This is a genomic window from Alpinimonas psychrophila, from assembly GCF_014137865.1.
GTDB classification, from domain to species: domain Bacteria; phylum Actinomycetota; class Actinomycetes; order Actinomycetales; family Microbacteriaceae; genus Alpinimonas; species Alpinimonas psychrophila.
In genome coordinates this window covers 1-19,685 of the sequence record NZ_JACGWU010000007.1, presented here as the reverse complement: position 1 = coordinate 19,685, position 19,685 = coordinate 1, and the positions used below count along the sequence as shown (strand labels likewise).

The following is a 19,685-nucleotide window of genomic DNA, read 5'->3' as shown; positions in this document are numbered from 1 at the left end:
AATCCTTAGGTGAAGTCGGGGTCTGGTTCGAACGTATAGGCCACCGGCCACTGGCGTCGCCCGGCATTCAACACACCGTTACTCTCGGTGAGATAGCACGTTCCACAGAGGGATTCATAGGTAACGGCAACCCCATCGATGGCAACCTGTTCCCCACTGAAGATGTAGCGATCCTGAAGTTTACGGGCATTGAAAATGGCTTTTCGACCGCAGCGACAGATGGTCTTCAGCTCTTCGATGCTGTGCGACACCTCGAGGAGACGACGACTACCAGGAAAAGCCACGGTCTGGAAGTCGGTGCGAATGCCGTAGGTGATGACCGGCACGTCTTCGAGCAAGGCGATACGGAGGAGGTCGTCCACTTGAGCTTCAGTAAGAAACTGAGCTTCGTCGAGCAGGAGGCATTTGACATCGGCTCCCGTTTTACGGATGACTTCTTCCCGCAATCGCTGGAACACGGCGTAGGCGTCGGATTCAGGGCTGATGATGAAATCGGCCTTGCGACTAAACCCGAGGCGGGACAAAATTCCCATGTCGCCTTTGGTATCGACGGCGGGCTTCGCGATCAAGACAGCATGGCCACGTTCTTCGTAGTTGAATGCCGCCTGGAGCATTGCGGTACTTTTGCCGCTATTCATGGCGCCATAGCGAAAATAGAGCTTTGCCATTTAGGTGAGATATCCATCCTCGGCTGCTCGCCGCACAAGATCTGCCCGACGAGACGCCGGCCTACCTGCTCTAGCGTACTTCTCCCTGGCCCGACGCAGGAACGTCTTGGCCGTCTCGTAGTGAACATTGAGGATATCGGCGACTTCGCGAGTGGAATTACCGTGCACGTAGAGGAGTAGTGCCTCACGTTCGCTGGCACTGAGTTTAGGTCTCTCCGAAACGATATGCGCGCCATTGGAGAGTCCGTCGAAGTGGGGTGCGCCGTTGTTCAACGACGGCATGCCAAAGAGCTTGCGGGCAAATGAAACCACGGCGTACATGGGCTCAGATTTGACGAAGAAAGCGTCCGCGCCGGCATCCTCCACACGTTGTCGAATATCTGGCCCAGCGAGCGCGCTCATGACGATAACCTTCGCCCCCGCGGCGCGACACGTCAGGATACGAGCCTCAATTGAGATGGGTTCGATCAGTTGGTAGTCCATGAAAAAGACATCCGGCGGAAAGTTTTCATCGAGGAGACAATCCACCCATGTCGTCGAGGCAACGACAACCTCCATATCTGGACAGTTCTCAAGAATCCAGCACGACATACTGTCAAGAAGAAGAGCGTGATCATCGAGCAACCCCACCCGCAACCTGAGTTCGCTCCGTTGCGTCTTCACATCAGTCCACCCCATAGTCAAACTGTAGTGTCATTTTTGTCGGCTCGTAGACGACGGTCACGTTGGCAAAAACCACATACATCACCCGCAAAATGGGTGCTATCTGAGTTCGCAGAGCGATGCGAGGTTGGCTATGGGTGCCCGTGACGTTGGTGAGAATCTGCTGACTCCCTTCCGCTGATGTCAGCTGAATCACGATATCGCCCACCCCGTGAGCGGCCAGGCCATTGACGAGCGCCGTGACGGCCGCACGCGCTGACACGTCAATTCTTTCGGCCACGCGACCTTGATCGTGGACGGTCACGGGCAAGCGCTCCAACCACGTTTGGTGAGCAATCCCGACGAGGCGAATTCGAATTCGCTCTGTCGCCGCGGCGGCCATGCGACTGTCCCCCTCGGTGATGATTCCCGAGCCCAGAATGCGCGCGAACAAAGGTTGGACGTCAACACTGATCTCCGTCAAAAAGTCTTGACCAATTTTTCTCCCCACCTTGGAAGGAACGAACGTGCGCATATCCTCCCGGGTTTGTTCAAATCCCAGCCGCCAGGCCTTCAGAGACCGAATCGCATGACGGGTGTAGGCCGACTGCCCAATGGTGACGATGACAATAGGAGCGACCGCCGTGATCACAAAATACGGTACTCCGAAGGTTGGTGACGACTGTAAACCCTCGACCGCCATCGCCACGGTCATCACGGTGGCCGCAACAAAGCCCGCCCACAACTGGTCAATCTGAGGCCTGAAGGAGCTCGCGCCCGCCAGAACCCCGGCGAGTGCCAACGGGCCCCAATCGGTGGCGATGGACGGCACTCCCCCCGAGGACGCATTGCCTTGCAAGAGTGCCGCGCCGAGCGCCAAACTCACAATGAGCACAAAATCGAATCGGGCGAAGCCCCCATTTTTGGGAGCCGAAGCGACGATGCTGAGGACAACCCCCAAGGTAACCAATACCAGCGCGAGGAGCATTTGATCGTGGTGGGAAACCGCCGCCCGACCCGCAAGGGTGCTCAACACCGCGTACGACCACGTCGCGAGCCCCAACACAATTGCCAATTCCCAGCTTCCCGCTGAGCCCAGAGGGTTGATGTCCTGCAAGGACAGACGCGGAGGAGATGACCTCAGATTTCGGCTCATGGGTTCGCCCCGTAGGGCACTTGAAGCATGATGGCCGTGCCGTGCCCAGGCGTTGACCAAATCGTTACAAATCCACCGGCGCTCTCGATCCGACTGCGGACCGAGAATCGCAGGCCCAATCTGTCGACGGCGACGGCATCCGGTTCAAAGCCAACGCCGCCATCAATCACCGTCACCGTTACCCCGTCACCCGAGGGAAGAACCACGACATCAACACGGGTCATGTGCGCATGAGCCACGACGTTCGACAGACACTGCCCTACAGCACCCGTGAGAGCCAGAGCGGCCTCTGCGGAGAGCGGATCCAAGGCCGCAATGTCGCCGGACATGTTGATGTCAAGCCCCTGCACTGCGCTGGAATCAATTGCGGCCAAGAACATCTCCGCCGCGAATGACGGCTGACGGGCATTTTCGGCGGTTTTCTCTGACTGATCAATGGCCGCGACAAACCAATCGGTACTGACGAGATGAGCAAGTTCGCGCTCCAGCATGGCCCGCACCTCCGGGGAGAGTGGCCCGGGCTTGATTCTTGCCACAACCGTCAAGTCAGCCAATAACGTGTCATGAACCCGCGCTATCGCTTCGCGATTGACATTGGCGCGTGCGCCATCCTCCTGGGCTTCGGCCAAGCTCGCGTCAAAAGCTGCCTGAGCTTTGGACGCCAATGTGACCTGCCCGGGTACGATGAACGCAATCCCGATGATGACCAGCGCTCCAATAACAGCTCGTGCGTCCCAGCGAAATTCGCTTTGTGCCGTCGTGGCGGCCGCCACCAACACGAGCGTGCTCAACCCGGACCCCACAATCGCCAGAACCACTCGACCTGGTACGGTCGCGGCCGCGCTGGTCACTAACGTCATGGCGATTGACACCAGAGCAAATGGCGCGAGAGCTGTTGTGGTGGCGTTGGGAACGAGCGTGAGTACGGCGCTCGTGGCGATGTACAGGGCTGTTCCCGCCGTGGCAAGGTAAATTGCCGCCACCCAAGGATACGGAAACCAGAACATCATGCCCATCAGTACGAGCAAGGGAATAAAAAACACGCCGGCAGCCGCCACGACCACGAATTGGCCGGCATAAATTCCCATGGCGATCAGCGCAACCTGCGCGGTGACGAGCAAGCAGATGGCATATACGAGGAGCTGGCGCGAGAGTGCTCGCGAGAGAAGCAGTGGTGCAAATTTTGCGGGAATTCCGAGAGCCACGTGTCCCCCACATCCCCTTATGTAACGACGGGAGATGACCCCCGTTTACCACAGCCTAGTTATTTTGCCCCTGCCTCGTGAGGGCATAAAACGAGGATCTTGACGTTGTCCGCCGATCTTAGTTGTTGAGCTCAAGCACCTTCGCTGTCGCCGCCAAGGACTTCTTCGCCGCTGCGGGAGTGACGGAAAGAAGTGTTCCATAACTGGGAATCATCTTCTTCAACGCCGGTTCCCATTCCGACACCTTCGCGGGAAAACACTTTTTGAGCACATCCAGCATGATCGAGACGGAAACGGATGCCCCAGGAGATGCCCCCAGAAGGCCCGCGATGCTGCCATCGGCCGAGGAGACGACCTCCGTTCCGAATTGCAGAACGCCTCCCTTGACCCGATCCTTCTTCATAACCTGAACGCGCTGGCCAGCCGTGATGAGATACCAGTCTTTAGCCTCGGCAGCCGGCATAAATTCGCGCAAAGCCGCAAGTTTTTTGTGCGGGCTGGCCACGAGCTCACCCACGAGATACTTGACGAGATCGACGTTGCGCGCGCCAACGGCCAACATCGTGACAAGGTTGTGGGCGCGGATGGAACCCGGCAGGTCAAGCCACGATCCCTTCTTCAAGAACTTGGGGCTAAACCCCGCATAAGGACCAAAGAGCAGAGACTCCTGGCCGTTGACGTAGCGGTTGTCGAGGTGCGGCACCGACATGGGAGGAGCCCCAACGGATGCTTTGCCGTAGACCTTGGCATGATGTTGAGCAACGATTGCGGGGTCATCGGTGCGCAAAAATTCACCGGAAATTGGGAACCCTCCGTAGCCCTTAGCCTCGGGAATCCCTGAATTCTGAAGGAGCGCCAAGGCACCGCCGCCGGCACCGACAAAAACAAACTTTGCCGTAAAGCTTCGCGGCGTCTGGCCAATGTTGTCACGAACGCTCACGCGCCACTGGCCGTCTCGTTGCTTGTGCAACTTCGTCACCTGAGTCTCGAGGGCAAGCTCCGCGCCATTTCGCGTCAGATAATCAAAAAGCTGATGAGTGAGGGAGCCAAAGTCAACGTCTGTTCCCGACATCATTCGCGTGGCGGCGATCGGGTCGTTTCCGTGACGCTCGGCAACGAGCAACGGTGCCCATTCGCCGATGACAGCGGGGTCATCACTGAATTCCATTCCCGCAAAAAGGGGCTCGCCTTTCAAGCAGTCAAAGCGTTTGCGCAGGTACTCAACATTGGCGTCACCCCAGACAAACGTCATGTGGGGAGTTGAGTTAATGAAGGTCTTCGGGGCTCCGAGAAGTTTGCCGGCAACAAGGTAGGACCAAAATTGGCGCGAAACCTGAAACTGTTCGTTGATGACGAGAGCCTTGGAGGGCTCCACCGATCCATCAGGAGCCTCCGGCATGTAGTTCAACTCGCAGAGACCGGCGTGACCGGTTCCCGCATTGCTCCACGGGTCGGAGCTTTCTTGCGCAACCTCACCGAGGCGTTCAAAAATCTGAATACTCCAGTCGGGCTGGAGTTGTTTGAGAAGGACCCCGAGCGTTGCGCTCATGATGCCCCCACCCACAAGGACGACATCGACAGACTTAGCTTTCACAATGCAACCTTACGGTGAGGGGCCCCACGGGGCCGCTTCGGGTGTCCCACCTAGCGGGAAGAGGCAATGACCTCGGCGATTTGAACGGCATTCAAGGCGGCGCCCTTGCGAAGGTTGTCATTGCTCAGGAAGAGGGCAAGTCCGCGACCACCATCGACGGTTTCATCATTGCGGATGCGGCCAACAAAGCTGGGATCTGAGCCTGCGGCTTGCAGAGGGGTGGGAACTTCTTCCAGCTGAACGCCCGGAGCCACGGCCAAAAGCTCGCGGGCCCGCTCGGGGCTCAGAGGCTGGTTGAACTGTGCATTGATGCTGAGCGAATGGCCGGTGAACACGGGAACGCGAACACACAGACCACTCACGAGAAGGCCTGGAATTTCGAGAATCTTGCGGCTCTCGTTGCGCAATTTCTTCTCTTCGTCGGTCTCATTCATACCGTCCTCCACGATGGAGCCGGCGAGGGGGATGACGTCAAAAGCGATGGTGCGCACATAGTTAACGGGTACTGGGAAATCGATGGCCGATCCGTCATGAACGAGATCTTCCATGTTGCCCTGCTCCACGGCAGCGCGCACTTGGGTCGCGAGCTCAAAGGCACCGACGAGGCCTGAGCCCGAAACGGCTTGGAACGTCGTGATCGTGAGGCGCTCGAGGCCGGCTTCGGCGTGCAATGCCTTGAGAACGGGCATGGCGGCCATCGTTGTGCAGTTCGGATTAGCGATGATGCCCTTGACGGCCTGCTCGATGGCGTGCGGATTGACTTCGCTCACCACAAGGGGAACGTCGGGGTCCATGCGCCACGCGCTGGAGTTGTCGATAACAGTGACACCGGCGGCGGCGAAGCGCGGAGCCTGCGCGCGGCTTGCCGTGGCGCCCGCAGAGAAGAGAGCAATGTCGAGACCCGTGGGGTCGGCGAGCTCGACGTCTTCGACCGTGACGTCATTATCGAGGTAGGGAAGAACCAAGCCGGCCGAGCGCGCCGTGGCGAAATACCGGATGCTCTTGACAGGAAAGGCGCGTTGCTCCAATAAGCGGCGCATGACCTTACCAACTTGGCCCGTCGCCCCGACGACGCCAACATTGAGCCCTTTTTCTGAAATCTGCGTCATCGTCCCGTTCCTCCATGAACTACGGCCTCTTCTTGGGAGTCGAGGCCAAAAGCGGTATGCACGCGACGAAGCGCGTCGTTGACTTGATCATCACGCAGGATGACCGAGATGCGAATCTCACTGGTGGAGATCATGTCGATGTTGACACCCGCCTCATAGAGTGCGGTGAATAGTTTTGCCGAGATGCCGGAGTTACTGCGCATGCCCGCACCCACAACGGAGAGCTTGCCAATGTGATCGTCGTAGGCCAAACTCGCGAAGCCGATGTCGGACTCCGCCTTGGTCAGCGCGGCAAGAGCCGCCGCGCCTTCGGCCTTAGGTAGCGTGAAAGAGATGTCGGTGTGACCGGTTCCGGCACTCGACACGTTTTGCACAATCATGTCGATGTTGATGTTGGCTTCCGCCACGATCGTGAAAATCTGGGCAGCCTTGCCCGGAACGTCGGGAACACCGGCAACCGTGATTTTTGCTTCGCTGAGATCTGCTGCTACGCCGGTGATGAGTGGCTCTTCCACTTTTTGTCCCTCCGTGGGGTTGTAAACGATGGTGCCTTCGTTGTTATTAAAGGATGACCGCACATGCAGCGTGACACGATGGCGACGGGCATATTCCACGGCGCGAATATAAAGAACCTTGGCTCCGCTGGCCGCGAGTTCGAGCATCTCTTCACTTGTGATGCGGTCAATCTTCTGAGCGTTAGCCACCACACGAGGATCTGCCGTGAAAATACCGTCGACATCGGTGTAGATTTCACAGACATCGGCGCCGAGGGCGGCAGCCAGAGCAACGGCCGAAGTATCCGAGCCCCCACGACCGAGCGTCGTGATATCGCCGGTGCTGCGGTTGAAACCCTGAAAACCCGCGACAATCGCGACAGCGCCTTCCGCGAGAGCTTCTTTTACTCGGCCAGGCGTGACATCAACGATGCGCGCGGAGCCGTGCTGGGCATCCGTGATCATGCCGGCCTGACTCCCGGTGAACGACCGGGCGTCATATCCCAAACTGCGAATAGCCATGGCAACAACGGCCATCGAAATGCGCTCGCCTGCCGTGAGAAGCATGTCGAGTTCTCGGGGTTCCGGGTTGTCGGTCACGGCGGCGGCGAGATCGAGCAAGTCATCGGTCATATCGCCCATGGCGCTGACGACGACGACGACATCGTGGCCCGCAATGCGTGCGTCAACGATACGTTGAGCGACTCGTTTCACACTCTTCGCATCGGCCACGGATGAGCCGCCGAACTTTTGCACAATCAAGCTCACGAAAATTCTCCTGAAAGAAGTAGCATCGTCCCCCGGCGTGTGGTGGAATCGAAACACCATTCTACGCTCCGTTGGCCGCCCGCTTTAGCGCGGTCGATCAGTCCGGACCTAGGAAACGGTGCGGCGCCCCTCAAAGGCGCGCCCGAGCGTGACCTCATCGGCATATTCAAGGTCGCCGCCAACGGGAAGGCCCGAGGCCAAGCGTGTCACCTTAATCTCGAGCGAAGAGAGCAAGCGCGTCAAGTAGGTCGCTGTCGCTTCACCTTCGAGGTTGGGATCGGTCGCGATGATGACCTCCTGCACAGTGTTGTCTGCCAGACGGGTCATGAGCTGGCGAATGCGCAGGTTATCGGGGCCGATGCCGTCAATCGGGCTAATCGCACCGCCCAAAACGTGGTAAAAACCTTTGAACTCGCGGGTGCGCTCAATTGCCACAACGTCCTTGGCCTCTTCGACCACGCAGATCGATGTTGCATCACGCCGTGGGTCGCGACAAATCGAACAGGTCACTTCTTGCGTGACGTTGCCACAAATTTCACAGAACCTGACCTTTTCCCGCACTTCAACAAGCACCGATGCGAGGCGAGAAACATCGAAAGATTCCGTTTGCAGAATGTGGAATGCGATTCGCTGGGCAGACTTGGGACCAATGCCCGGGAGGCGACCGAGCTCGTCGATGAGCTCTTGAACGATGCCTTCGTACATTTCTTTACGCGCCCATTCCGGTCGACGTTGGTCGCGCTGGCTCAGCGGTCTCTTCAGAAATGAACGAAGCATTCAAAATCTCGCGCACGACCGACTCTCCATAGCGATTGTTTTCAGGGATTGTCGGAACGGGCTCACTCGGCACGTACGAGTTGAGCACAGCGTCAACCGAGGCAACATCGTCGACGTCAATATCTGCATCTGCGGCATTGGGTGCCGAGCTCGCGGCACCGTTCGGAATGCTGACGACATTCCAGCCATCATCATCTTCTGGGGGCGCCTCCTCGAGAGGAGGAGCATCGACCTCAGGGGGAACGTCGTCTGCCGGTGGAACGTCGCCCTCGGGAGGAGCATCATCTTCGGGAGGAAGGGGAGTCGCAAACTCACGGGTGGATTTTACCGAAGTCCTCTGATCGAAGCCAGGAACGGGAATGGATCCGCTCGTCGTCAGGCGATCAATGGGCTGAGTGAATTCGCCCTCGGTGGAAATCAAGAACTGAACGCGAACGCCAAGTAGGGCCAGGATGGCGTTGCGAAGAATTTCGTGAACGCCGCCGGGCACACCTTTTTGGGGCCGGAACGAAGCAGCATCGCGTGCGTCTCTGAAGACGAGAGTCAGAACTTCACCCTCCAGCGAGCGCACCTGCGCGGCATCAACAACAATCCACGCGGTTCGATTTTTCTGCGAAACGGCATCCAGCACGGCAGGCCACGCCACGAGGAGTTCAGGCGTGCCAATTGGCCCTGCCGGAACCACGGGGGCGGACGCGCGTTCCAATACGACCGGTGCCGTGACCGGAGCGGTCGGCGGAACCGAGGCCACCAACGGAACTGCCACGTTGGGCGTTGGGGTCGAAGTCGTTGTCGTTGTCGACGCGACTGGGGATTCGTGAATCACAACCGGCGCCGAAACGGGAGGGCGTGTTTGTGCGGGAACGGATTGTGCGGAACCGGATTGCCCTGGTGTCGCCGAGCTACCCGCCGCGCCGGACTGCACGAGCAGGCGCGCAATCATCAGTTCAAGGTGGAGTCGGGGGGACGTGGCGCCCGTCATCTCGGTGAGCGAGGAATTTGTGATGTCCGCCGCCCGCGACAGCTCGCGGGAACCAAAACGCTGGGCCTGGCCGTGCATGCGCTCCAACTCGTCGGCGGGCACACCGCGGAGGGCGGCATCTGCGCCGGTGCCGGTGGCGGCCACCAGAATCAGGTCGCGTAGGCGCTCGAGCAGGTCTTCCACAAAACGGCGCGGATCTTGGCCGGTCTCGATCACACGATCTACCGATGCGAAGGCCGCGGCGGCATTGCCAGCGGCGAGCGCATCCACCGCTTCGTCCAGCAAGGTGGCATGCGTGTATCCCAGCAGTGACACGGCGCGCTCGTAGCTCACGGTATTGCCCTCGGAGCCGGCAATGAGCTGATCCAGTAGGGACAGCGTGTCACGCGCTGATCCGCCACCGGCGCGAATCACCAGCGCCAGGACCCCCGGCTCCACGGTGATGCCCTCAATGACACACAGCGAAGACGCATAATCGAGCATCTGCGCCGGAGGAATCAAGCGGAAGGGGTAGTGGTGGGTGCGCGAGCGAATCGTTCCGATAACCTTTTCGGGCTCGGTAGTCGCAAAGATGAACTTGACGTGCTCGGGGGGTTCTTCCACCAGTTTGAGCAGCGCATTGAAACCCTGAGGCGACACCATGTGGGCCTCATCGATGATGAAGATCTTGTAGCGATCACGCGAGGGCGCAAAAATCGCACGTTCGCGCAGGTCACGGGCGTCATCAACACCACCGTTGCTCGCGGCATCCATCTCGACGACATCGAGGCTGCCACCGCCCTCACGGGAAAGCTCGACACAGCTGGGGCACACACCGCAGGGGGTATCGGTGGGGCCCTCGACGCAGTTCAGGCATCGGGCCAAGATACGAGCGGATGTCGTCTTGCCACAGCCGCGGGGGCCGCTGAAAAGATAGGCGTGGTTGACGCGGTTGGTGCGGAGCGCCGTCATGAGCGGATCGGTCACGTGAGACTGCCCAATTACTTCGGCAAAGGACTCGGGTCGATAACGGCGATACAGTGCGGTAGCCACCCCTCCATCGTACTTGGCTACGCTTCGAGCACGTCCAACAGTTGCCGGGCTATTTCCAGCTCTTCGTTTGTCGGAATCACGAGCACGCTTACCGCGGCACCCTCCCCCGAAATCTTGCGAGCACCACCACCGCTCACGGCATTCCGGGACTCGTCGAGGGTGAGCCCCAGATGCGCGAGGGGGACAATCACGCGCGCGCGAACATCCGCAGAATTTTCGCCGACACCGGCCGTGAAGACCACCGCGTCGAGCCCACCCAATAACGCAAAATACGCGCCCACATAATGACGGATCCGATGCGCATAGATCTCGAGCGCCAGCGTTGACCGAGGGTCCCCCGCTGTGGCGGCGAGCGACACGTCACGCATGTCGTTCAGCCCGGTGAGCCCCACAAGGCCGCTCTCCCGGTTCAAAAGAAGATCCAGCTGATCGGGGGTGTAATCGGCGACGCGAGACAGGTACATCAAGATAGCGGGGTCCAGGTCTCCCGAGCGGCTGCCCATCACCAACCCCTCCAACGGGGTCATGCCCATCGAGGTCTCAATGGAGCGCCCGCAATCGATCGCGCAAGCGGAGGCCCCGTTACCGAGGTGCAACACGATGATCTTGAGGTCGGCGAGATCGCGCCCGAGAAATTCGGCCGTACGCGACGCGACGTAGGAGTGGCTGGTGCCATGGAATCCGTAGCGCCTGATGTGGTGCTTGCTGGCCACCGCGGTATCGATGGCATAGGTATACGAGGCCGGGGCCAAACTCTGGTGGAATGCCGTGTCAAAGACAGCAACGTGGGGCACGTCGGGGAAAGCGGCGATGGCGGCCTCGATCCCGGCCAGATTGCCGGGGTTGTGCAAGGGCGCTAGTGACGCCAGCTCATGAATTTGGGTCAACACCTGATCGGTGACAACCGTGGCTTGCGAAAAGGCGGTGCCGCCATGAACGACACGATGTCCCACCGCGACCGGGGAAATGCCTTCTAAGCGAGGCTCCCCCGCGGCAATCTCCTTCAACATCTGCGCAAACGCCACACCGTGATCGCTGACTCTCTCTAGGAGCCCGTGCGCCAGAACTTCTTCGGTGACCATATCGATGAGCTGGTATTTCAGCGAGGATGATCCGCTGTTGACCACCAAGATTGGCTTCATCGTTGGGTTTCGTTCGGAGTGGACGACGGAACGGCAGAATCCAAGGTAGCGGCCTGGATCGCGGTGATCGCGATCGTGTTGACGATATCGCTCACCCGTGCCCCACGCGAAAGGTCGTTGATGGGTTTGCGCAGCCCCTGAAGAATGGGCCCAATGGCAACGGCACCGGCCGTTCGCTGCACCGCCTTATAGGTGTTGTTGCCCGTATTGAGGTCGGGGAAGATGAAGACGGTCGCGTTGCCTGCCCCGCGGGATTCAGGAAGTTTTGCCGCGGCGATTGCCACATCCACGGCGGCGTCATATTGGATGGGTCCCTCGATGACGAGATCAGGGCGGCGCTCGCGCACCAACGCAGTGGCGATCCGTACCTTCTCTACGTCACTTCCCGAGCCCGATGTTCCGGTCGAATACGACAGCATGGCGATGCGCGGTTCGATGCCGAAACTGCGCGCCGTCTCCGCGGAGGAAATTGCAATGTCAGCCAGCTGTTCCGCCGTGGGGTCGGGTACTACCGCGCAGTCGCCGTAGACCAGAACTCGGTCGGCGAGGGCCATGAAGAAGACACTCGAGACGATCGAGACATCCGGTTGTGTCTTGACAATCTCAAAAGCCGGCCGAATCGTGTTCGCCGTGGTGTTGACCGCGCCCGACACCATACCGTCAGCCAAGCCCAGCTGCACCATCATCGTGGCGAAGTAGGCGTCGCCCTTCATCACCTCACGCGCGCGTTCCAAGGTGACACCCTTGTGAGAACGAAGCCGCGCGTATTCGGTGGCAAAGAGTTCACTCAGCTCCGGGTCATGAACAGAGATAACGGATGCCCCACCCAGGTCCAGCCCGAGCGCAGCAGCGCGGCTAGCCACCGTCGCGGGGTCACCCAAAATCGTAATGCGGGCGATCTTCTTGGCCAAGATCTCGGCGGCCGCGCTCAGAATGCGGTCATCCCCGCCCTCGGGCAAAACAACGTGGCGTTGCGCTGCCCGCGCCTTAGCGGCGAGGGCATATTCAAAGAGAAGAGGCGTGACGACAGAAGTCTGCGACGCTTCAATTCGAGCCATGAGATCGGCGCCGTTCACGTGGGCCGCGAACACCGCCCGCGCTTTAGCCACTTTTTCGGCATCTCCCACTTCAAGGCGACCGCGGGTGCGGATCACGCTCACGGTCGTGTCGAAGCTTCCGCCGGTCGTGGCGACGACAGGCAGGGTGGAGTTGAGCCCGTGCAAGAGGCGCGCCACGGGCTCCGGGATCTCGAAACCGCCGTTCAGCACGATGCCGGCCAAGTTCGGGAACGTCTCTGCGGCATCCGCCATGACTAGGGCCAGCAACACTTCCGTGCGGTCGGAGGGCACGACAACGACCGCGCCGGGCAACAGCCGGAGCAGCACATTGACCATCGACATGGCGGCGACGACAACCTCGAGGGCCTCGGTCTGGAGGCGATCTTCGGAGCCAAAAACGAGGGTGCCGTTGACCGCCGTGGTGACATCCGTCATTCTTGGCGCCGCCAACGAGGGATCATCGGTGACGACCCACACGGGAACCCCCGCGGGAAGGGTTGCCGTGACGGCAACAGTGATGGCCGCGGTGTCGGCGCCATCCGCCCGATTGACCATGACGCCGGCGAGAGTGGAGTGTTCGTGGACAAGTTCGACGAGCGCCAGCTCGGAGATGCGCTTAAGGTCCTCGGCGCTTCGGGGTGGCGCTTGCCCCAAGTGCTCGTCGGTATCATAGGACTCGCGCCCATTCAGAACCAACACCAGGGGCGCGCCCACGTTGGTGGCGACCCTTGCGTTATAAGAGAGTTCGGTGGGGGATCCGACATCCGTGTAATCAGAACCCACAATAACGACGGCATCACACTGGGCTTCGAGCGCCTTGTAACGATCAACGATGCGGGCCAGGGCAGCTTCGGGGTTGGCATGCACGTCGTCGTAGGTGACGCCCACGCACTCGTTGTAATTCAGGCGCCCATCGGTGTGCGCCAGTAACAGCTCCAGCACGTAGTCGGGCGTGGACGCGGTGCGGGCTACCGCGCGAAAAACGCCGACGCGGTCGTAAGACTGCCGCAAGACGTCAAGCACTCCCAGCGCAATCGTTGACTTGCCGGTGTGACCCTCAACCGAGGCTAAATAAACGCTGCGTGCCATGATTCCCACCCTACGCTGACATTCTTGACGGCACCCACGGCGTGCTCTCCCCCACGTTCACCACCCCTTGATGCGCCCGAAGGTGCGGCCCCGGCCATCACAAGGAAGTTAACGGTAAATGACTCCCCGCGCACCCGCCAGAGCCGGGTTACCCTTGCTACGTTTCCGTCCTGGGGGAGTTGGCCTGGGTGGCGCCACGCGAGGAGCCGCTTCAAGTGTACGGGATGCTGCGGGGCCAGCTCTATTTGGCGTCGCCGCGCACCGGATCGTTTCCGGTAAGCTAGCGGAGGTTCGAAACGAGTTTTCTCGTTGTCGCACGCTGGAGGATTCGCCTAGTGGCCTATGGCGCCAGCTTGGAAAGTTGGTTGGGTGCAAGCCCTCGGGGGTTCGAATCCCCCATTCTCCGCAAAAAAATTATGACCTCCTTCATGGGGGTCATAATTTTTTTACCGTTGGAAATCGGCGGATTCGGGGAGGAGAAATGGTGGAACCATTTCGACGGAGTCCCCCATTCTCCGCAAAAAAGGGCCTTGTTTTAGGCCGGTGTGCTAAACGATGTGCTACCAATAGCGAACTCCGCCCAATCATGTCGATTTATGCTGCCTAGCCTTTGCCCAAGTCCCCAAGGTGGGTGTGCTTGAAGTTGGTTCCATACTTCAAGCCGTAGCCGAGCATCCGATCCCAGCCAATATGGCCAAACCAGATAGCTCCCAGTGCAATCAACAGAGTTGCCCCAAAGGCAAAGCCGAAAACAACCAAAGCAGCCGCCACGGGGTACGAATGGCCGATGTTATAAAAAACGGAGCCTGAACCGTCCCTGATTTCCTGCCGCTTTCCTTCTGGTGAAAGGATGCAGCTATGCCCAAGAAATTCCCAACAGTGAACCGTCCCGGCCCGACCAGTCTTGCCAAGCCAAACGTTCTTGAACTCTCCGGTCCATACAGGACCTGTCGTTAGATAAGACTGCGCAAGCTTCTCCAAGAGGATTCCTTTTTCGCGGATCTCCACCAATGTGAAACCCGGTGTAATCGACATTGTCGTGCTTCTAACTAGTTGTGAAGTGACTCACAACCAGCTTGGTAACGAGGGTTTAAGTGCAATTTAAAACACGTATTTTATGCAATGCAGCACAACTAAAAATTAGGATGTCCAGTGCAGGACGTTAAGCGGCCATCCGAGCATCCTGGGCACTTTTGACAATCATCCACACGCCAAGGCCGAGCGCAACGAGAAAATCTCAGCCGGCACTCGCCTTGTCGGGAACAGAAAGATGTGCTGAGCTAGGTTCGACGACGGGGGATGCCCATGCAAACGAACAACGGTGTTCTAGGCGAGGGAACCCATCCTGGTTGGGGTTTCACGCTCCGGGAAAATGACGCTCCCTCCCACGTTCCTCTCGAGGCCGCCGAGATAACTCACGCGGCAACACTGTGTGAGTCAGTCGGCGACAACAGTAAGGCTTCAGAGGCCGACCGAAGCGATCTCGCCGAGCTTTTGACTGAATGGCAACATCGCGGCATCTCGGCGGGCCAGATGGCGGTGGTCCTGAAACTGCCCCTCGCAAGTGTTAATCAAATGCTGGGTACGTCAACCGGCCGCTAACTCGGGTTATCGCCAAATTCTTTGCGCATCAGATGCTGAACATCGCGGTCGAGATAGTCGATGCGCCGGTTAACGGCGTCGAAACCTGACTCCGTGCGCACGGCGAGTGATGTTATTTCGGCGCTGAGAGAAGCGTGCATGCTCTTCATCTCGCTACGCAACGACCCGAATCCAATCGTCAAGATTGCCACCATAATCCCGCTAAAGACGCCGATCAGGGTCCACACGTGAGGTTCATTCAATCCGAGCACACTCCTATCTTCCATGTTATGGATTGAGAGTGCCAGCTAATTTAGTGCCGGTTTCAGTTTTCGAGATTCACGAACCCCGCTTCGTATCGGAAACGGCTGGGGAGGAGAAGTGGACGGGCCATCAACGGCTAGCGGGAGACTGAACTCAAGATTTCACCACGGCATTGCCCGGTCGTTGTCGCGCTTCGCGTCATTGGGGAACTCGGGCAACTCTGTGCCACTGGCTCTAATGCAGATGTTGACCTCCCCAACATTAGAAAATATGTTCGAATGTTGAGTGTAAGCCTGAGGGCCGACAATAACCAAGACGGGAATATCGCTGCCGTGTAGAACTTAGCCCCGCGTGCACTTAAGAATCTACGACAGGGGGATTAAGCGAAGAGGTCGAGGTCATCGGTCGGGCAATCGACACGGGACAGTGTGTTTCCTGTCAGGATTACGGGATGATCACTGAACACGCGTTGTTACCTGTAATCCATGGGCGAGAAGATGAGTTCGAGTTCGAGTTCCGCGAGGCACGATCCATCATCAGCGCGATTCCCGGCTTCCGGAACCTCTCACTTTCCCGGTCGGTCGAGTCCCCCAACACCTACCTACTCCTCGTCGAATGGGAGCGCTTGGAGGACCACACTGTTAGATTCCGCCAGTCGCCCGACTACGACCGATGGAGAGAATTACTTCACCACTTCTACGAACCGTTCCCGGTCGTAGAGCACTATCAGGTCGTCCTGTAGCAGTGCGATCTGCAGGTCGCTGATCGCCAAAGACGGGATCGTGCGCGACAAAGCGATCTGCTCTCACCTTGGACCGTTATCTAAGGCGGGAGGTGCATCTCCACGGTACGCCCGGGACGCTGCGATAATGCGCTGAACAGTCGTTTGTAAGGTCAGCAACTCACTCTCACCTAGGGCTTTTCCAACCGAGTCGGCCCACAGGTGCTGTGAGCGGCGCAATCGGGTGAGTGATTTGAGACCCGCCGGTGTCGGCTGAAGAAGTTTTGCTCTCTGGTGGCGCGGATTCTCTAGATACTCGGCCCAGTCTTTTTCGACGAGAATGTCTGCGCTTCGTTGCACGCTCTGACGCGCCAGCCCCAATCCAACGCGACGCGCGATCTCTGAGACTGTCAGGGGTTCATCCAGTGTTGCCCCGAGAACTTGCCACAATGCTGGGGTAAGTCCAGCTGGTTCTGCAATGTCGCGGGCAGCGGCGAGGAACTCACCGCTGAGCTCAAAGATGGGTAGCACCAGATTCGTCAGCGCGTCACCACCAGCGGACCGCTCGCTCATTTAGATTTGCCAATGAGCCGATCGAAGTACTTTTTGTCCCCGGTCGTATACAGCCCGTACCACGCATCGATAATCGGCTGCGGGAAGAGCTCGAGCCGTTCAAATACGGCTTTGGCGAACTCTATGGGAGCTGTTGCAGGTGCTGTAATGAGGCTGCCGTCCGACACGGTCTTTTTTGACTGATAGTGCTCCGCCCCGTTGTATCCGGGAGCACCGAGAAGAAATTCGGGAGCATTGCTTGTATGGGGTCTATCGTTCAGGAGCCCCGAACGAGCAAGTCCAAGGGTGGCTCCACAGATTGCTGCCACGGGGGTACCGACCTGCAACAGATCTTCAGCGAAGCGGAGAACTGCGATGTGATCACTGTCCCAGGTATCGGCTCCCGGGAGAATCAATACCCCAACATTGTCAGGGTTGAGTTCACTGACTTGCACATCAGGGCGAAGGCGTAAACCTCCCATAGTTGTAACGTGAGCTGCCGAACCGTCTGAGGCGACGACAAGTCGATATCGCCCGGGAGTGGCTTGCTCGGCCATTGTGAGGCCCGCCACCAGATAGCCGTATTCCCAATCAGCCATAGTGTCGGTCGCGTAGAGAATCACATTCTTCATTGTCGTTCCCTTTCCAGAATTGACAGCGTACTGTCATTATATCGTAGATGACAGCGTCCTGTCAAAATGACATGACCGAGTACACCTAGTAACGTGAAAACTGGTGCGCGTACGATGGATTGAGTATTCGGGACATTTAAGGAGTTGGCAGTGGAAACGTTCGCGATTGTGGCTGCCATTCTGGCTGGGGCGCTCTATCTCGCCACCATTACCTACGTGATCACCCAGATCACCAGAACAAGTGGCCTAAACCCAACAGAGAAGGCCATCTGGGTTGTCGCGATTCTCACATTCCCACTCGTTGGCACGATCGTCTGGTTCGTCCTGGGACCGCACCCCTTCGGGATCCGTGTTGGAGACCCAACGCTGAAATAGCTGTGGGACGGCCGAGCGGAGCCGGCGATACGCGCCGGATTGTCACAGTCCCGTAACGGGAACCCTCAGAGCGTCTCGACTCCGTTGCTCCATGATCGAGTCGAGAGAACGCACAGGTAGCCGTCTGGGTCCGTGAACGTTACGCCGTTGTGATCCCAATACGGGTTATGGGAGGCCACGTGCACGCCGCCTGCAGCTTGAATCCTGTGGATGATTTCTTCCTCGACGGCGTTCTCCAAATAAAGAACGATGAGATCTTCAACGGTTGGTGCTGGGGGAAATTCTGAGGTGTCGACAAGCTCCAGATGCTATCCAGCTCCAGGCAAACCAATGAAGGCGAGGGCATGTCCTCCTTCGGCGGTGTCGTCTGTGCGTCCAATCACGCGAAGACCAACACCTTCTGTCCAAAATTTGAGAGTGACTTGGAAATGTGCCGAAGGACGAGCTATCCGAATATGGGTTTGGGGCGAGGGCTGCATATCCAAAGAGTTGGGCGCGAGACGCCGCCATCGTTCATCGATGGTGGTCTCTAATAACAGTTCGGTGGTGCTACTTGCCTATGTGGGTGACAGGTTGACGGAGTATCGTCTTGAGCTTGTCCGCGGGCGTGCGACGGGCATCGCTGAGGTAGATTTCGTGGTGCTTTCCGATCATGCGTAGCCCGTTGGCCGGAATGAACTCGTGGTGCATTGTGTCCAGCACTGGTGCTTCGTCGTCGTAGGAGCCGATGTGGAGAGTTTGCACACACAGTCCCTCGTCGATTGGCTCGAGACGGAGCTTTTCGAGTGCCGGGGCTCCGCCTTTGCGTGCGACCGCGTTGACCACCGCATCAAAGTGTTCCTGAGTGAGCCACTCAGGGACCATGTTCATCGCGGTCCAGTTCCACTGCGACTTGTCCCGCGCGCTGGTGAATGAATCCATGTCGTCGGACCACCACAGGGCTTCGAGGGGCATGACTGCATAGTCGCGACCGAGCTCGCCCTTGCTGAAGAATTTGAGCTTGTACGCGACGGGGTAGATCGTTGCCAGGACGTCCTTGAAGGCCTGAGACGTGTTGGGGTCGCCGTGGCCGTCAATCATGAGGCAACGCATCGCCGGCACCGTTACGACTTCGAACTTTCCACCAGGAGCGGTATAGGTCTCGATCTCCTTCTTGAAGTCAGATTTCATGAGGTGATCTCTCCTGTTTCAATTGTGATCAACCAATCGCGCTCTGCGACGAGGATGGCAAGGGAGTGCGCGAAGACGAGGCGCGCGGCATGTGAGAGCGGGGCTTGTGTTTCTCGCGCAGACTCCACAGCAGTGATCTGCTCAGAGAGCGCCCTCATTCGCTCGCGCAGACAAGCGTGGAACTGCTCAGAACCAATGAGATTGACGTTGGCCAGGCCTACCACGAATTGGGAGAAGTTCGGAGTTGCGTCCCTAAGTACGTCGGTTACCGCAGCTACGGCGGTCGTCTTCCCCTCGTCCGTAGCGGAGTACACCCGGCGAGACTTGGGGCCACCCGTGGTCGCGACTCGAATAAGTCCGCGGCGTTCCAGTTTGGCAAGCAGGTAGTAAATCGAGGAGAAAGCCAGGTCCGCCCACCGACGAATACCCCGCTCGGCGATGGTGCGATCGAGTGCGTAGCCGTGGCGAGGTTCCTCGATAAGAAGACCGAGCACAACCAACTCAGCGGAGGTCAGAATCATGCATTTACTCTAGCACTAGAGTAAATGCATGACGAATACTAAATCGATGGCGCAATCCCGGTTCGATCGGCGGTGAGTAGCACCTTCCTGTCTGACTACGGCGCGGCAATCCTTGTCAACGAGATCATTAAATGGTCGCGTAAGTGAGGGCCT

General features: G+C 58.6%; 21 protein-coding genes, 1 tRNA gene and 1 other RNA gene. 4 read left to right on the top strand and 19 right to left on the bottom strand.

Annotated features, from left to right (window positions below):
- Positions 1 to 5 precede the first annotated feature (5 nt).
- The 12 genes from FB555_RS09115 to ffs all read right to left on the bottom strand — a co-directional run bounded on the left by FB555_RS09115 (position 6) and on the right by ffs (position 13,927).
- Entirely contained in the window at positions 6 to 668 is a 663-nt protein-coding gene (locus FB555_RS09115; protein ID WP_182485177.1) for a thymidine kinase, read from the bottom strand.
- Positions 669 to 1,346 carry a response regulator transcription factor gene (locus FB555_RS09110; RefSeq protein WP_182485176.1) on the bottom strand — a complete coding sequence of 226 codons (678 nt, stop codon included), beginning with the start codon at positions 1,344 to 1,346 and terminating at the stop codon, positions 669 to 671.
- Positions 1,333 to 2,466 (bottom strand): hypothetical protein, encoded by a 1,134-nt coding sequence (locus FB555_RS09105; protein WP_182485175.1) that lies wholly within the window; start codon positions 2,464 to 2,466, stop codon positions 1,333 to 1,335. Before FB555_RS09105 ends, FB555_RS09110 begins: the two co-directional genes overlap by 14 nt.
- A complete protein-coding gene (locus tag FB555_RS09100; RefSeq protein WP_182485174.1) occupies positions 2,463 to 3,671 on the bottom strand; it encodes a sensor histidine kinase in 1,209 nt (402 codons plus the stop codon). Before FB555_RS09100 ends, FB555_RS09105 begins: the two co-directional genes overlap by 4 nt.
- A 118-nt stretch (positions 3,672 to 3,789) precedes the next feature.
- On the bottom strand, positions 3,790 to 5,265 hold the full coding sequence (locus FB555_RS09095) for a malate:quinone oxidoreductase (protein WP_182485173.1): 1,476 nt from the start codon (positions 5,263 to 5,265) through the stop codon (positions 3,790 to 3,792).
- Positions 5,266 to 5,315: 50 nt separating this feature from the next.
- Entirely contained in the window at positions 5,316 to 6,374 is a 1,059-nt protein-coding gene (locus tag FB555_RS09090; protein WP_182485172.1) for an aspartate-semialdehyde dehydrogenase, read from the bottom strand.
- Entirely contained in the window at positions 6,371 to 7,636 is a 1,266-nt protein-coding gene (locus FB555_RS09085; RefSeq protein WP_182485171.1) for an aspartate kinase, read from the bottom strand. Before FB555_RS09085 ends, FB555_RS09090 begins: the two co-directional genes overlap by 4 nt.
- Positions 7,637 to 7,744: 108 nt before the next feature.
- On the bottom strand, positions 7,745 to 8,341 hold the full coding sequence (gene recR / locus FB555_RS09080) for a recombination mediator RecR (RefSeq protein WP_182485170.1): 597 nt from the start codon (positions 8,339 to 8,341) through the stop codon (positions 7,745 to 7,747).
- 4 nt (positions 8,342 to 8,345) lie between these two features.
- The gene (locus tag FB555_RS09075) at positions 8,346 to 10,427 is read right to left on the bottom strand and encodes a DNA polymerase III subunit gamma and tau (protein ID WP_182485169.1); all 2,082 of its coding nucleotides are present in this window, start codon (positions 10,425 to 10,427) and stop codon (positions 8,346 to 8,348) included.
- A 17-nt stretch (positions 10,428 to 10,444) separates the two neighbouring features.
- Positions 10,445 to 11,569, bottom strand: a complete 1,125-nt coding sequence (locus FB555_RS09070; protein ID WP_182485168.1) for an acetate/propionate family kinase — start codon at positions 11,567 to 11,569, stop codon at positions 10,445 to 10,447.
- The gene (gene pta / locus FB555_RS09065; RefSeq protein ID WP_182485167.1) at positions 11,566 to 13,716 is read right to left on the bottom strand and encodes a phosphate acetyltransferase; all 2,151 of its coding nucleotides are present in this window, start codon (positions 13,714 to 13,716) and stop codon (positions 11,566 to 11,568) included. Before pta ends, FB555_RS09070 begins: the two co-directional genes overlap by 4 nt.
- Before the next feature lie 114 nt (positions 13,717 to 13,830).
- An RNA gene (gene ffs / locus FB555_RS09060) (signal recognition particle sRNA small type) lies at positions 13,831 to 13,927 on the bottom strand.
- Positions 13,928 to 14,037: 110 nt separating this feature from the next.
- On the opposite strand from ffs, the gene FB555_RS09055 reads away from it, so the two are divergent.
- Positions 14,038 to 14,122: transfer RNA gene (locus FB555_RS09055), tRNA-Ser, on the top strand.
- Positions 14,123 to 14,319: 197 nt separating this feature from the next.
- Here the strand turns inward: FB555_RS09055 and FB555_RS09050 are convergent.
- Positions 14,320 to 14,751, bottom strand: a complete 432-nt coding sequence (locus FB555_RS09050; protein WP_182485166.1) for a DUF4260 family protein — start codon at positions 14,749 to 14,751, stop codon at positions 14,320 to 14,322.
- Between the two features lie 264 nt (positions 14,752 to 15,015).
- On the opposite strand from FB555_RS09050, the gene FB555_RS09045 reads away from it, so the two are divergent.
- Positions 15,016 to 15,318 (top strand): hypothetical protein, encoded by a 303-nt coding sequence (locus tag FB555_RS09045; protein WP_182485165.1) that lies wholly within the window; start codon positions 15,016 to 15,018, stop codon positions 15,316 to 15,318.
- On the opposite strand, the gene FB555_RS09040 is transcribed toward FB555_RS09045, so the two are convergent.
- Positions 15,315 to 15,569, bottom strand: coding sequence for a hypothetical protein (locus tag FB555_RS09040; RefSeq protein WP_182485164.1), 255 nt, complete (start codon positions 15,567 to 15,569; stop codon positions 15,315 to 15,317). The genes FB555_RS09045 and FB555_RS09040 overlap by 4 nt on opposite strands.
- Before the next feature lie 443 nt (positions 15,570 to 16,012).
- Between FB555_RS09040 and FB555_RS09035 the strand changes: the two genes are divergently transcribed.
- Positions 16,013 to 16,303: an antibiotic biosynthesis monooxygenase family protein gene (locus FB555_RS09035; protein ID WP_182485163.1), complete on the top strand. Its 291-nt coding sequence runs from the start codon at positions 16,013 to 16,015 to the stop codon at positions 16,301 to 16,303.
- Between the two features lie 63 nt (positions 16,304 to 16,366).
- Here FB555_RS09035 and FB555_RS09030 read toward each other — a convergent pair whose 3' ends face one another.
- Both FB555_RS09030 and FB555_RS09025 read right to left on the bottom strand, forming a co-directional pair.
- On the bottom strand, positions 16,367 to 16,855 hold the full coding sequence (locus FB555_RS09030) for a MarR family winged helix-turn-helix transcriptional regulator (RefSeq protein ID WP_182485162.1): 489 nt from the start codon (positions 16,853 to 16,855) through the stop codon (positions 16,367 to 16,369).
- Positions 16,852 to 17,466 carry a DJ-1/PfpI family protein gene (locus FB555_RS09025; RefSeq protein ID WP_182485161.1) on the bottom strand — a complete coding sequence of 205 codons (615 nt, stop codon included), beginning with the start codon at positions 17,464 to 17,466 and terminating at the stop codon, positions 16,852 to 16,854. The genes FB555_RS09030 and FB555_RS09025 overlap by 4 nt, the downstream gene beginning before the upstream one ends.
- A gap of 150 nt (positions 17,467 to 17,616) precedes the next feature.
- On the opposite strand from FB555_RS09025, the gene FB555_RS09020 reads away from it, so the two are divergent.
- Positions 17,617 to 17,841, top strand: a complete 225-nt coding sequence (locus FB555_RS09020) for a PLDc N-terminal domain-containing protein (RefSeq protein ID WP_182485160.1) — start codon at positions 17,617 to 17,619, stop codon at positions 17,839 to 17,841.
- 65 nt (positions 17,842 to 17,906) lie between these two features.
- On the opposite strand, the gene FB555_RS11155 is transcribed toward FB555_RS09020, so the two are convergent.
- The 3 genes from FB555_RS11155 to FB555_RS09010 all read right to left on the bottom strand — a co-directional run bounded on the left by FB555_RS11155 (position 17,907) and on the right by FB555_RS09010 (position 19,532).
- Complete coding sequence (locus FB555_RS11155) at positions 17,907 to 18,092, bottom strand: hypothetical protein (protein WP_425485621.1); 186 nt, start codon at positions 18,090 to 18,092, stop codon at positions 17,907 to 17,909.
- Positions 18,093 to 18,390: 298 nt separating this feature from the next.
- The gene (locus FB555_RS09015) at positions 18,391 to 19,011 is read right to left on the bottom strand and encodes a GyrI-like domain-containing protein (protein WP_182485159.1); all 621 of its coding nucleotides are present in this window, start codon (positions 19,009 to 19,011) and stop codon (positions 18,391 to 18,393) included.
- On the bottom strand, positions 19,008 to 19,532 hold the full coding sequence (locus tag FB555_RS09010) for a PadR family transcriptional regulator (RefSeq protein ID WP_182485158.1): 525 nt from the start codon (positions 19,530 to 19,532) through the stop codon (positions 19,008 to 19,010). Before FB555_RS09010 ends, FB555_RS09015 begins: the two co-directional genes overlap by 4 nt.
- Between the last annotated feature and the right edge of the window lie 153 nt (positions 19,533 to 19,685).

Bases quoted from the DNA above. Each gene is read 5' to 3' on its own strand.
- FB555_RS09025 (WP_182485161.1), bottom strand. From the start codon at position 17,466: ATGAAGAATGTGATTCTCTACGCGACCGACACTATGGCTGATTGGGAA.
- FB555_RS09050 (WP_182485166.1), bottom strand. From the start codon at position 14,751: ATGTCGATTACACCGGGTTTCACATTGGTGGAGATCCGCGAAAAAGGA.
- FB555_RS09010 (WP_182485158.1), bottom strand. From the start codon at position 19,532: ATGATTCTGACCTCCGCTGAGTTGGTTGTGCTCGGTCTTCTTATCGAG.
- FB555_RS09015 (WP_182485159.1), bottom strand. From the start codon at position 19,011: ATGAAATCTGACTTCAAGAAGGAGATCGAGACCTATACCGCTCCTGGT.
- FB555_RS09030 (WP_182485162.1), bottom strand. From the start codon at position 16,855: ATGAGCGAGCGGTCCGCTGGTGGTGACGCGCTGACGAATCTGGTGCTA.
- recR (WP_182485170.1), bottom strand. From the start codon at position 8,341: ATGTACGAAGGCATCGTTCAAGAGCTCATCGACGAGCTCGGTCGCCTC.
- FB555_RS09110 (WP_182485176.1), bottom strand. From the start codon at position 1,346: ATGGGGTGGACTGATGTGAAGACGCAACGGAGCGAACTCAGGTTGCGG.
- FB555_RS09035 (WP_182485163.1), top strand. From the start codon at position 16,013: ATGATCACTGAACACGCGTTGTTACCTGTAATCCATGGGCGAGAAGAT.
- FB555_RS09045 (WP_182485165.1), top strand. From the start codon at position 15,016: ATGCCCATGCAAACGAACAACGGTGTTCTAGGCGAGGGAACCCATCCT.
- FB555_RS09105 (WP_182485175.1), bottom strand. From the start codon at position 2,466: ATGAGCCGAAATCTGAGGTCATCTCCTCCGCGTCTGTCCTTGCAGGAC.
- FB555_RS09090 (WP_182485172.1), bottom strand. From the start codon at position 6,374: ATGACGCAGATTTCAGAAAAAGGGCTCAATGTTGGCGTCGTCGGGGCG.
- FB555_RS09070 (WP_182485168.1), bottom strand. From the start codon at position 11,569: ATGAAGCCAATCTTGGTGGTCAACAGCGGATCATCCTCGCTGAAATAC.
- FB555_RS09115 (WP_182485177.1), bottom strand. From the start codon at position 668: ATGGCAAAGCTCTATTTTCGCTATGGCGCCATGAATAGCGGCAAAAGT.
- pta (WP_182485167.1), bottom strand. From the start codon at position 13,716: ATGGCACGCAGCGTTTATTTAGCCTCGGTTGAGGGTCACACCGGCAAG.